The 12,559-nt window shown below is 68.6% G+C and carries 8 protein-coding genes; 4 read left to right on the forward strand and 4 right to left on the reverse strand.

What is annotated here, in order from left to right; genetic code table 11:
* Positions 1-78: 78 nt before the first annotated feature.
* Together AC3WLN_RS02505 and treZ are read right to left on the reverse strand one after the other, a co-directional pair.
* Positions 79-4,986 carry a malto-oligosyltrehalose synthase gene (locus AC3WLN_RS02505; RefSeq protein ID WP_492479325.1) on the reverse strand — a complete coding sequence of 1,636 codons (4,908 nt, stop codon included), beginning with the start codon at positions 4,984-4,986 and terminating at the stop codon, positions 79-81.
* Complete coding sequence (gene treZ, locus AC3WLN_RS02510; protein WP_492479326.1) at positions 4,986-6,788, reverse strand: malto-oligosyltrehalose trehalohydrolase; 1,803 nt, start codon at positions 6,786-6,788, stop codon at positions 4,986-4,988. The genes AC3WLN_RS02505 and treZ overlap by 1 nt, the downstream gene beginning before the upstream one ends.
* Positions 6,789-7,033: 245 nt before the next feature.
* Between treZ and AC3WLN_RS02515 the strand changes: the two genes are divergently transcribed.
* Positions 7,034-7,240, forward strand: coding sequence for a hypothetical protein (locus AC3WLN_RS02515; RefSeq protein ID WP_492479327.1), 207 nt, complete (start codon positions 7,034-7,036; stop codon positions 7,238-7,240).
* Between the two features lie 26 nt (positions 7,241-7,266).
* Here AC3WLN_RS02515 and glgX read toward each other — a convergent pair whose 3' ends face one another.
* Both glgX and AC3WLN_RS02525 read right to left on the reverse strand, forming a co-directional pair.
* Positions 7,267-9,366 (reverse strand): glycogen debranching protein GlgX, encoded by a 2,100-nt coding sequence (gene glgX / locus AC3WLN_RS02520; protein WP_492479390.1) that lies wholly within the window; start codon positions 9,364-9,366, stop codon positions 7,267-7,269.
* A gap of 67 nt (positions 9,367-9,433) precedes the next feature.
* Positions 9,434-10,855 (reverse strand): alpha,alpha-trehalose-phosphate synthase (UDP-forming), encoded by a 1,422-nt coding sequence (locus AC3WLN_RS02525; RefSeq protein ID WP_463775172.1) that lies wholly within the window; start codon positions 10,853-10,855, stop codon positions 9,434-9,436.
* A 411-nt stretch (positions 10,856-11,266) separates the two neighbouring features.
* On the opposite strand from AC3WLN_RS02525, the gene AC3WLN_RS02530 reads away from it, so the two are divergent.
* Genes AC3WLN_RS02530 through AC3WLN_RS02540 form a run of 3 tightly spaced genes read left to right on the forward strand, consistent with a single transcriptional unit; the run spans position 11,267 to position 12,541 of the window.
* Positions 11,267-11,746 (forward strand): hypothetical protein, encoded by a 480-nt coding sequence (locus AC3WLN_RS02530; protein ID WP_492479328.1) that lies wholly within the window; start codon positions 11,267-11,269, stop codon positions 11,744-11,746.
* 10 nt (positions 11,747-11,756) lie between these two features.
* Positions 11,757-12,152: a phage holin family protein gene (locus AC3WLN_RS02535; protein WP_056475805.1), complete on the forward strand. Its 396-nt coding sequence runs from the start codon at positions 11,757-11,759 to the stop codon at positions 12,150-12,152.
* Positions 12,149-12,541 carry a DUF3618 domain-containing protein gene (locus tag AC3WLN_RS02540; protein WP_492479330.1) on the forward strand — a complete coding sequence of 131 codons (393 nt, stop codon included), beginning with the start codon at positions 12,149-12,151 and terminating at the stop codon, positions 12,539-12,541. Before AC3WLN_RS02535 ends, AC3WLN_RS02540 begins: the two co-directional genes overlap by 4 nt.
* The last annotated feature ends 18 nt before the right edge of the window (positions 12,542-12,559 follow it).

Genomic DNA, 12,559 nt, shown 5'->3' on the forward strand with positions numbered 1-12,559 from the left:
GTGACCGGGACGGGAGATCCCTCCCCCGGTCGTTCGTGTGCGGGCGCTCCGTATCCCCGGAGCGCATTCGATCCGCCGTCAGCGCGTTCGCTTCAGGACGGCATAGGGCAGACGCGCGAAGGCCCGTCCGAGTTCGATCCGGCCATCGTCGGAGACGATCTCGTCCCCGGTGACGAGATCGGTCCAGGCCGTTCCGGGCGTCACCGCGACGGCCGTCCCGGCGAAGGCCTCGCCCGACCAAATCGCGTCCCCGACGAGGCCGGAGACCAGGCGCGGGACCACCACCACGAGGTCGCCCTCGCCCGTCGTCGCATCGGAACGTGTGAATGCGATGACATGGTCGGCCTGCGCACCCGAGGCCGGGAGCGCTTGGTAGTCGGCATCGGCATAGAAGGTCGGGCGTGCGGCGCGGTCGGCCAGGAGCCTGGCGAGGGTCGCCTGCTTCACCCGCCCGTCCGTCCAATGGGCCAGGAGATCGGTAGCCGCCCCTCCCTCCTCCAGGGCTTGGGTCAGGGCCGGGTAGTTCACGGGCCGCCGGTTGTCGGGGTCCACGAACGAGAAGTCCCAGAACTCGGTGCCCTGGTAGGTGTCGGGCAGGCCCGGCAGGGTCACCTTCAGGACGGTCCGGCCGAGGCCGGCGATCATGCCCAGATGCGCCAGACGCTTCGCGAAGGGGCGTAGCTGCGCGAGGAATGCGGAGCGAGGGGCGATCAGCTGGGCGAAGAGCGCGTGCACCGCGCCCTCGTAGCCCTCGTCGACATTGACCCAGCTCGACCTGCGCTTGGATTCCCGCAGGGCCTTCTCGGCATAGGCATCGAGCCGGCTGCGGAAATCCTCGATCGCGGCCGGATCGTCCGCGTCGAGCAGCTCCAGAGGCCAGGCGCCGAGAATGGCCTGAAAGAACATCCACTGGTCGTTGGCGTCCGGCACCGGCTCCCGGTCGATCACCGTCAGGTGGGGCTGGGCGAGGTTCGTCCAGGTCTCCCAGGCCGCGGCCCAGTCCTCGGGCATCTCCGAGAGGGCGAGCAGGCGCGAGCGGGCATCCTCGCCGCGCTTGGTGTCGTGGGTCGCGGTGGTGATCATCGCGTTCGGCCAGTCGCGTGCCCGCGCCGCCTGGAGCGCGTGAAAATGCGCCGCGTCGATGCCGTATTCGCCCGGATCGCCGCCGACCTCGTTCAGGGCGAGGAGTTCGGCGAAGCGGTAGAACAGCGTGTCCTCCAGGCTCTTGGCCATCACCGGGCCCGTGAGCTGCTGGAAGCGGCGGCGGAAGCGCAGGATCACCTCCGGGTCCGGGCGGCCCGGTCCGGTCACGTCGATGCGCCCGAGCATGGCGTCGGCGGCGAAGTCGTGCACGGAGCGATCCGGCAACGCGCTCCAGCGCTTGGCCTTCTTCACCGCCGTCTCGATGAGGCGGATGTCCTCGTCCTCGACGTCGCTCTCGTCGAGGTCGCCCGGCAGGTAGCTCCGATAGGTCGGGAAGCGGGCGATGATCTCGATGAGCGCCCGGCGGATGGCGTTGACCGAGAAGTCGCGCGTACGGCGGTCGGCATCGGCCACCGCCTTGAGGTCGGAGGTCATCACCTCGAGCTCGGAGGCAAAGCTGATCTCCAGGATCTCGGCCTTGGCGGCCCGGAGCATGAACTTGTAGGGCTCGTCGAACTGCGTCCGGCTCTCGTAGAGCCGGCGGATCTCGGCGCGCTTGCCCTGGTCGACGAGGATGCCGTCGAGCTGGTTGAGCACGTCGTAGCCGGTGGTGCCCGCCACGGGCCAGGGTCGCAGCCGCTCGCCGGGTTCGAGGATCTTCTCCACGACCACGTAGAAGCCGGGACCGATGGCGGCCTGGAGGGCGCGCGCATAGCCGAGCGGGTCGGCCAGACCGTCGATGTGATCGATGCGCAGCCCGTCGATCCGCCCGGCCTCGATGTGCCGGAAGATCGTCTCGTGCGAGCGCTGGAACACGTCGGACTTCTCGACGCGCAGACCCGCCAGACCGTTCACGTCGAAGAAGCGGCGGTAGTTGATGTCGCTCGCGGCGATCCGCCAATGGGCGAGGCGGTAGGATTGCTGCTCCAAGAGGCGGTGCAGCGGGCCGAAGCTGTCCGGGTGGCCCTTGGCGCCGTTGAGCAGCTTCAAGGTCCGCCCGATGGCCGCCGCGATGGGGGGCGAGGCCTCGACCGCCTCGACCAGGCGCTCCTTGAGTTCCTCGGCCTCGGCCGGGAAGGCGCGGCGGCGCTCGTCGCTCGTCTCCTCGCCCATCAGGCGCAGGCGCTCGGAGATACCGAGCACTTCGAGGGCGGCCGCATCCTCGATGTCCCCGAGCGCCGCGAGGGAGCGGTTCAAGATGGTCGGATACTGCAGCGGGCAGATCGGGAATTCGTGCTCGTAGTGCCAGATGCTGAAGGCGCCCTTCGCCGGGTCGAACCTCAACTCCAGAGTCCCCTTCTCCAGCGCCTCGCCGTAGCGGTCCCCGAGGAAGGGCACCACGAGCTTGTTCTTGGCGCCGAGCCGCGACCAGTCGATGTCGAAGGCTTCCGCCGAGGGCGAGAGGCCGCCCCATTCGAGCACCGAGAGCCACCACGGATTGTCGGCGCCGCCGACGCCCATGTGGTTCGGCACGATGTCGAGCAGGAGCTTCAGGCCGGCGCCGTGCAGCACGTCCGAGAAGCGCGCGAAGCCCTCCTCGCCGCCGAGCTCCGGGTTGATCGTCGAATGGTCGACGATGTCGTAGCCGTGGGTCGAGCCCGGCCGGGCCTTCTGGATCGGCGAGGTGTAGACGTGGCTGATGCCGAGCTTGGCCAGATAAGGCACGATCGCTTCCGCATCCACGAAGGTGAAGTCCTTGTGGAACTGCAGGCGGTAGGTTGACCGGGGCGGCGCCGAAGCGAGGCGCGCGGCACCCGAGCGCGGGCCGCGGTCCTCGGCCGCGAGGGAGGCGGCGAGCTTGGCCAGGGGCCCGCCCGGCGCGGCGATGCTCTCCAGCGTGCGATCGAGCTTGCGCCGCCAGTTCGGATACCCCTCCGTGGAGCCGGGGACGTTGGCCTGCGAGAGTTCGGAGACCACGTCCTCGTACTGGACAGCGGTGAGCATCGACGGCGCGCGCCCGAGATAGCGGGCCGCGGCCTCGAAGGGAGCGGCCTCGGGCGGATCGTAGCTCGGCAGCAGCTGCTCGGCCGCCAGCGCCTCGGTCAGGCGAGCCCGCTCCTCGACGCGCTCGCGGCGCTCCGTATCCGCCCGTTCGGAATCGTAGAGCCCGAGGGCCTGGCGCGTATCGGTGTCGACGCCCCGCCACCAGCCGACGAAGGTCGGCAGGTCGTGGGTGGTGATGGCCGTCAGGGCATCGCGCGGATAGGCCGCCGGCGGCTTGAAGCGGGCGCCCTGCTCGCGCTCGAAGGCGAGGATGCGGTAGCTGAGGATGCCGGCCTGCATCAGCGCATCCGAGAAGCCCTCCGGCGCGGTCCCGAGATCCTCGGCGATCACGAGGCACTTGGCCCGGTGGCTCTCCAGGCGCAGCACCGCGAGCATCGGCTCGAAGGGCATGGCCACGTAGGCGCCCTCCCTGGCGGAGCGTCCGACCGGGATCAGGAAGAGGCGGGCGAGCTGGAAAGCGTGGTCGATCCGGATCGCGCCGGCATGGCGCATGTTCGCCACCACCAGGGCGCGGAAGGCTGCGAGCCCGTCGCGCTCCATCTCCAGCGGATGGAAGGCCGGCAGGCCCCAATCCTGACCCTTCGGGGCCAGCAGGTCCGGCGGCGCACCGATGGAGACGCCGTTGGCGAAGCGCTCGGGATGCGACCAGATCTCGGAGCCGCGGCGGGGGGGGGGGCCCCCCCCCGCGAGGTCGCGGTAGAGTCCGAGGCGCATGCCGGTGGAGAGCGCGGTGTTCGCGGCCTCCTCCAGCTGACGGTCCGCGAGGTATTGCAGCCAGATGTGATAGGTCACGGCCTCGGCATGGGCCTCGGCGAAGGCACGCACGGCGGGCGTGCCGTTGCGGCGCATCTCCTCCGGCCAATCGCCGAGCCACTGGGCCCCCTGCGCCTGGTAATGCTCTGCCAGGGCCTCGAAGGTGCCGTGTGCCTCGAGGTCTTCGCCCCCGGCCGCCCGGAAGGCGGCGAAGCCCGCATCCATCCCGTCGCGCGCCGCAGATTCCTGCCAGAGTGCCTGCAGCACGGGCGAGAGCACCGCCCAGATGCCAGCATGCTCCACGAGCTTGGCCTCGCGCAGCGCCTCGACCCGGTCCGCCATCGAGGCGAGGAGATCGGCAGCCTTCGAGCCGACGAAGCCCGGCAGGACGCCCGGTTCGATGAAGAGGATTTCGAGGAAGAGCCGCGAGGACGGTGAGTAGGGCGAGATCTTGGTGCGGTCGGTAGCGAACAGCGCGTGGACGGGGCTCAGCCCCAGGAACGACGCGCCGCGCAGGCCGGCATCCCGCGCCGCTCGTCCGGCATCAGTGTAGGAGCCGATCCCGAGGTTGTTGGGCGAACGCAAGCCGTAGAGCTGTGCCGCGAGACCCCAGTCGCGGGCTCCCTCGTCGGCATAGGCCCGCGGACGCCAGCAGCGCTGCGGCGCCGAGATCACCCAGGCCTCAGAACGGTGCTCCCCGAGGGTGACCGAGAGGCGATGATAGCCGGGGGTGAGCGGCGGCAGCTCGAAGCCGCTGCCGGTGACCGCGACACGGCCCTCGCGGTGATGTCCGCGCTCGTCGACGAGGCGCCAGGACAGGGTGCCGCCGGCGCCGTCCACCTGGATCGGCACATGCGTGGCGCGGCGCGCCTCGGCCGGCAGGAGCGGCGCGATCAGCCCGCTGCGCACCGCCGCGACCTCGGCGAGGCTCGCGGCGATCTCGGCGTCGGTCTCGACCGGGAAACCCAGGGCCGCGATCATCCCGCGCCGAACGTCGAGGGCGGTTTCCACCGGCTGCCCGAAGGCATCCGTGTAGCCGGCGGCGACGCCGAGGAGGTCGGCGAGGCGTTCGAGGTCGCGGCTCATCACTTCACACCCGTCAGGAAGACACCCGTCCAGGACGGGAGTTCGGTCGATCCGTTGCCCGATCCGCTCGACCAGATGACCTGGCCGGCACCGCGCTCGACGGTGACGTCCTCGGCACCGACATTGGCGACGAAGCGCAGCCAGCCGCCCTCGTAGGTCCAGGTGCAATCGACGACGTCGGGACGCGGCAGGGTCGCCTTCGCACCAAAGTACCGGGTCTTGGTGAGGGGCACGACGCTCTGGTGCCGGATCTGGAGAAGGTTGCGCGTATCGGCCAGCACGGCGCGGTGCGCCGGCTCCGAGCGCTCGGCCCAGTCGATCCGCGAATCCGTGAAGGTCTTCGCCTCGGTGGGATCGGGGATCACCGACGTGTCGTCGGCGAAGGCCGCGAAGCTCTTGAACTCCCGGCGCCGCCCCTCGCGCACCGCCTTGTTCAACGCCTCGTCCGGCGCGAAGTCGACGAAGAACAGGAACGGCGCGGTCGCCGACCATTCCTCGCCCATCCACAGCATCGGGATCTGCGGACTGAGGAGCAGGCCGGCGCGGGCAAGGGCGAGCTTCCGTGGATCGCAGAGGGCGCTCAGGCGCTCCCCGAGGGCCCGGTTTCCGACCTGATCGTGGTTCTGCAGGAAGGTGACGAAGGCCGAGGGCGGCAGGTGAGCCGACGGTTCGCCGCGCGGGTGGTTGTCGAGGGTCGGGAACGGCTCGCCCTGATAGGCGAAGCCCTCCGACAGGCAGCGGGCGAGGTGCTCGACAGGCTTGTCGGCGAAGCTCGCATAGTAGCCGGCGTCTTCGCCCGTCAGCAGCACGTGCCAGCAATGGTGCAGGTCGTCGGCCCATTGCGCATTGTGCTGGATCGCCCGTCCCTGCTGGTCGCGCTCGAGCCAGCGAGCCTGGTTGGCCTCGTTCTCCAGCACGAGGTGGATATGGCGCCCGGGCAGGCGGGCGCGGATGGTCTCGGCGAGTTCGCCGATGAAGTGCTTCTGGGAATCGTCGAGGATGGCGTGGACGGCATCGAAGCGCAGTCCGTCGAAGTGGAATTCTTCGAGCCAGTACAGGGAATTCTCGATGAAGAAGTCGCGGACGACGCGCCCGCTGGTCTCGCCGTCGAAATTGATCCCGGCACCCCAGGGCGTCTGGTGCCGCTCGGTGAAGAAGGTCTTGGCGTAGGCGTTCAGGTAGTTCCCGGCCGGGCCGAAGTGATTGTAGACCGCGTCGAGGAAGACCATCAGCCCGAGGGCATGCGCCCTGTCGATCAGGCGCTTCAGGTCGTCGGGCCGGCCGTAGACGCCATCCGGCGCGTAGGGCAGCACGCCGTCGTAGCCCCAGTTGCGGGTGCCCTTGAAGTCGGCGAGCGGCAGCAGTTCGATGGCGGTGACGCCGAGATCGCGCAGATCTTCGAGCTTCCCCTCCAGCGCCGCGTAGGTGCCTTCGGGCGTCGCGGTGCCGACATGGAGTTCGTAGAGCACGACCTCTTCCCACGGGCGCCCGGTCCAGGCGGCGTCGGCCCAATCGTAGGCGCGCGGGTCGATCACCTCACTGAGGCCCGAGACGTCGTCCGGTTGGAAGCGCGAGGCCGGGTCCGGCACGACGAGATCGCCGTCGATCCGGTAGCCGTAGCGGGCTCCGCCGGCGGCACCCGGCACGGTAAGTCGCCGCCAGCCATCGCCCGCCTCCGGCATCGCATGATCGGTCCCGTCGAGGACGAGACTGACCTCCTTGGCGGTCGGCGCCCAGAAGGCGAACCGGACCCCGTCCTTCGACGTTTCGCTGCCGAAGGCCATGCTGTGGGCGCGCCGCATCAAGCCACCATCTTCCGTCTCTCGCGTTCGCCGGGGGTCGTGAGCGTCCGTCGCACCTTGCAGAAGCCCGCCCGCACCGTGTTGTTCCCTGCAGCGTTACCGTCGAGGTAAGGCGTGGCTTGGCTGCGACAACCACCGGAGGACAGACTTTTGTGCACTGCACCGCCAAGCGAGGTTGGTAGCGCCCGCGGTCCGAGATTTGCCTCGGGCCCCGCCGCAATGTTCGCGCCGTTCCGGAGTTGGAAATGAAGGACGTCGACGCGTTCCTGGTCCTGGCCAGGGCCAAGCTGAATTTCGCCCGCAAGGGCCACGGCGAACGGTGCTGGGATGCCGACACCGCCGACGCCCACCTGACGACCGACTGTACGCTGCTGCCCCTCTCCGAAGCCGAACGCGAAGAATTTCTCGAACAGGCACGCCACGAGTTGCGCCGCGAGGCATCGGACGCCTGACAGGCCGTCCAGTCAGGCCTTGCCGATCAGGCCTTGTAGGCGGCTGCGGGCCTCGCCCGCAGAACGTAGATCGCCTGCGCGTCGAGGCGCATGCCGGCCCCGGGAGGAAACAGGGCCTGGCCGGCCGTCACGGCGCCGGTCTGCTTCGTGGTGTCGAAAACGAGGGTCCAGGGCCCCCCGATGATCGGGGCCAGGGTGAAGTCGCAGGGCGCCTCGGCCGCGTTGACGAGGATCAGCAGCCGGTCCGCCTGAGGCAGGTCGTTGCCGATCTGCATGCCGAAGGCCTGGCGCTCGGAATCCGACCAATCGCCATCGGCCATCTCGGTGCCGCCCGGTGCGAGCCAGTGCACGTCGCGCAGCGGGCCGTTCTCGACCGGTGCCCCGGTGAGATAATCGCGCCGCCGCAGGGCCGGCTGCTCCCGGCGCAGGCGCGTCAGATTTCCGACGAAGGTCGTGAGACTAAGGTCGGGGTCGTTCTCCCAATCCATCCAGCTCGTGGCGTTGTCCTGCGCATAGGCGTTGTTGTTGCCGCCCTGGCTGCGCGAGCGTTCGTCGCCCATCAGCAGCATCGGCACGCCCTGGGCCAGGAAGACCGTGGTGAGGAGGTTGCGCTTCTGGCGGGCGCGCAGGTTGAGGATGACGGGATCGGTCGTCTCACCCTCGACGCCGTAATTGCGGGAGAGGTTGTGCCCGTGGCCGTCGCGATTGTCCTCGCCATTGGCGAGATTGTGCTTCTCCTCGTAGGCGACGACGTCCGCCAGGGTGAACCCGTCATGGGAGGCGGCGAAGTTGATGCTCGACAGCGGCCAGCGCCCCGAGGCGGCAAAGATCTCGCGTGAGCCCGAAAGCCCCTGCGTGACCTTAGCGAGGGTGCCGCGGTCGCCGCGCCAGAAGCCCCGGATGCTGTCGCGGAACTGATCGTTCCACTCGCTCCAGCCCCGGGGATAACCGCCGAGCTGATACCCGCCCGCGCCGATGTCCCAGGGCTCGGCGATCATCTTCACATGGGCGAGGACCGGGTCCTGCGCCACGGCCTGGAAGAAAGCAGCCTTCGGGCTGAAATCGTGCGGGTTGCGCCCCAGGCTCGTCGCCAGATCGAATCGGAAGCCCGCGACCCCATAGGCCGTCACCCAGTGGCGCAGGGAATCCAGCACCATCTGCATCACGCGTGGATGGTCGAGGTCGAGGGTATTGCCGCAACCGGTGCAGTCGATTTCCTCGCGGCGATTGTCCGGCTTCAGCTTGTAGTAGCTGGCATTGTCGACGCCGCGGAACGACAGGGTCGGCCCGGTGTGATCGGCCTCGGCGGTGTGGTTGTAGACCACGTCGAGGATCACCTCGATCTCGGCGGCGGCGAGTTCTCGGATGGCCGCGCGCAGGCCGCCGATGCCCGCCGGTCCGCGATAGCGCGGATCGGCGGCGAAGTAGTTGAGCGGCGAGTAGCCCCAGAAGTTCACCAGGCCCTTCTCGACCAAGAAACGGTCGTCGGCGAAGGACTGGATCGGCAGCAATTCGATCGCGGTGACCCCAAGCTTGAGCAGGTGCTCGATGATGGCCGGGTGAGCGAGAGCCGCGTAGGTGCCCCGTGCCGCGTCCGGAATGTCCGGATGGGTCTGGGTCAGCGCCTTGACATGGGCCTCGTAGATCACGGTCTGGGACAGCGATCGCCTGACCGGGCTCACCGCGAGATCGGGGACCTCGGGCGGCGTGACGATGCCGCGGGGCATGAACGCGGCGCTGTCGCGCCGGTCGATCTGGTCGGCCCGCTGGATGCCGCGGCGGTGCCCGTAGAGGGAATCGTGCCAGCGGATGCGCCCCTGGATGTCGCGGGCATAGGGGTCGAGCAGGAGCTTGGCGGGATTGAAGCGGTGTCCCTGCGCCGGATCCCAGGGTCCGTGGACGCGATATCCGTAGAGCTGGCCCGGGAACACGCCGCGCAGGTAGCCGTGCCAGACGTCGTCGGTGCGGCAGGGCAGGCGGATGCGCCGGGTCTCGTGGCGCTCGCCGGGGTCGAACAGACACAGGTCGACCGCCGTGGCGTTCTGCGAAAACAGCGCGAAATTGACCCCGCGCCCGTCGAAATGCGCGCCGAGCGGCGCCGGCACGCCGTCATCGACGCCGATCATGTGGTCAGAAGCGATCAAGAAGCTGTTGCCGTCCCGGAGTTGGGCGCCGCCGGGCGACGCCTGAAGATCATTCCGCAGCGGCTGCGGTGCGGGGCGGCTCGCGCTCGATCGTGCGGAAGTTCTCGAGTTCCGCCATGAAGTTGCGTGCCCACCAGTCGACGTCCTCGCGGGTCATCCGATCGACCATGGGCTTCCACCGCTCGAGACGCTCGCCGCGCGGCATGTAGAGGGCCGTGCGGATCGCCTCGGCGACCTCGAACCGGTCGTAAGGGTTGACCAGCAGGGCCTCAGGCAATTGTCGCGCCGCGCCGGCGAATTTCGAGAGCACGAGGACGCCGGGGTCCTCCTCGGTCTGCGCCACCACATATTCCTTTGCGACGAGATTCATCCCGTCTCGCATCGGCGTGACGAGACCGACCCGGGCGGCCCGGTAGAGCCCGGCCAGGACCGGCCGCGGATAGGCCTTGGTCACGTACTGGATCGGCGTCCAGTTCGGTTCGCCCAGAGTGCCGTTGATGTGCCCGACGGTCTCGTTCACCTCACGGCTCAGTTCCTCGTATTCCGGGACCTCGGTACGGGATTTCGGCGTAATCTGGATGTATACCACGTTGCCGCGCTGGTCGGGATTCGAGGCGAAAAAGCGGTCCACCGCCTCCATGCGCTCCGGCACGCCCTTCGAATAATCGAGGCGGTCCACGCCGATGAGGAGCTTGCGCGTCCGCAGGCCCGCCATGGTCTCGCGCACGGTCCGGTTCGAACCCGCGTTCTCGGCCGCCTCCCTGAAGCCGGCGACATCGATGCCGATTGGGAAGCTGCGGATGCGCGTGCGGCGCCCGTCCACCATGAGCGATCCGCCGCCGAGGGGGATCGCGCGCAGCTCATCGATCAGGTTACGGGTCAGGTTGTGGACGTCCGGATCGGTCTGCAGGCCGATCAGGTCGTAATCCGCGATCCCGCGCAGAAGGTCGCCGCTGGCAGGCAGCGTGTTGAACACGTCGGCGGCCGGCCAGGGGATGTGGTGGAAGTAGCCGATCGGGTTCGCGATTCCGAGACCGCGGAGCTCGGAAGCCAGGGGCAGCAGGTGGTAGTCGTGCACCCAGATGATGTCGTCGGGCTCGACGAGGTTCGCCAGTGCGCGGGCGAAGATGCGATTGACCCGCTGGTACCCCGCATAGTCGGAACGCGAGAACGCCCCGAGCCCGAGCCGATAATGCATGATCGGCCACAGCGCCCGATTGGCGAAGCCGCTGTAATATTCGCGGTGATCCTGGGGTGACAGATCGACCACGGCGTAACTGATATGGCCTCGATCGATCAGCGTCGGCTCACTGGAGGGGTTCTCGACGACATTGCCGCTCCAGCCGAACCACAGGCCCTCATAGGCCGTGAAGGCCTCCTTGACGGCGACCGCGAGGCCGCCGGCCGCGACGGCCTTTCCCCCTTCCTCGGGGACTGCAACGCGGTTCGATACGATGACGAGACGTGCCACGAAGCCGGCTCCGGTCCTCATGGGCCTCGCGCAGAATTGCGCGCGACCAGAATGATACATTGGGTGAACGCGCGGAAGCCGAGCGCGATCCGTCGGTGCAGCCAAGCGCGTTCGATGGACCCGGGTCAAGACCTGAATGTCCCGGGTTCACGGCAAACAAAGCCCCACCGAAACACCTCCCGCCCAATTCCGCCGCACGGCGCCGCATCTTGCGGACCTTACCCGTTACCTCTGACGATGCCCCCACGGCCAAGCTTCCCCGTTATGCACGACCGGACCTGAACGCCGCCTGACGCACGCCCGGCCGGACCTTTTGGGTGCGTGCGAGCGAAGGCGGAACCCTGCCTCTCCGGCTGCTGTTTAACCGTCGCAAATCGCAGTTCTTTCCATCTCGTGCCGAGGAGTATCACCGTGACCGCAAACCAATCCCCAGGTCCCACGGGCGCGGAGCCGGCGAACCCGACGGCTGACTGGAAGGCCCTGCGCGGCGACGTCGAGGGGATCGCGGACGTGGCGGCCGAGCGTGGCCGCAGCTTCGTCGAGGCGGCTCGTTCGCATGCGACCGACTATGTCGACCAGCGCAAGGGCGATGCCGCGCGCTCGGTGACGGACCTCGCCAAGTCGGTGCGGGAATCGAGCAAGACCTTCGAGGCACAGCCGAACATTCGGGCGTTCTTCGACAGCGCCGCCGATGGCCTGGAGCATCTCGGCGCCTCCATCGAGGAGCGCAGCTTCTCGGAGTTCTACGAGGAGGCCGAGGCCTTCGCGCGCCGCGCACCGGTCGCCGTGGCGGTCGCCACTTTCCTCACCGGCTTCGTGGTCGCCCGCTTCATCAAGTCGACGAGCGCCGCACCCCTGAACGATTCCTACCCGAACCAACACCGTCTCTGAGGACCGCGCGATGACCACCGGTCCTCAATCCAGCATCCAGGGCCTCATCGGCGATGCCCTGCGGGAGACCAACGAACTCGCGCGGAAGGAGATCGCCCTCTTCCGCAACGAGATGACGAGCAACGTCCGGGCGTTGTTCATCGGCCTCGGCCTCTTGGTCGGCGCCGCGGTGTTCGGTGTCGTCGCCCTCTTCGTCCTCGTGGACGCGCTGGTGAAGTGGCTCGCCACCGTCGTTCATTCCGAGGCGTTGGCCGCGCTGATCGTCGGCGGCGTCCTCCTCGTGGTGGCCGTGGCCCTGGCCCTGATCGGGCGGAACGCCATGTCGCTCTCGACCCTCGCCCCCGTCCGGACGACCCGACAGGTCCGCGAAGACGCCCGTACTTTGTCTGAGAGGGTCTCGGGATGACCGAATCGCTTAACGAACTCGAGAAGGACATCGAGGCGAGCCGCGCCCGCCTCGATCAGACGATCGACCAGATCCAGGAAAGACTGTCGGTTTCCAGTATCGTCGACGAGATGCTGGGCAACGCCCGGCGTACACCGCTCAGCGGTGCCTATGATGGGGCCCTGGAGGCGGTTCGGCGCAATCCGATCCCGGTGCTGCTCATCGCGGCCGGTGTCGGCTGGCTCGTCCACCGCATGTCGACGAACCAGACCAGCCCGGCTTTGCGTCGGCGTGCCCGCCTCGCCGCCGATGGTCTGCCCGTGACGAAAACCGGGGCCGACCGCGTCTACGACCCGGATCTCCCGACCCAGCACCCCGTCGCCCCGCTCGCGAGCGAGACCCAGATCTGAGCCGTTCCGGCCGATCCC

This window comes from Methylobacterium sp. FW306-05-D, assembly GCF_058782155.1.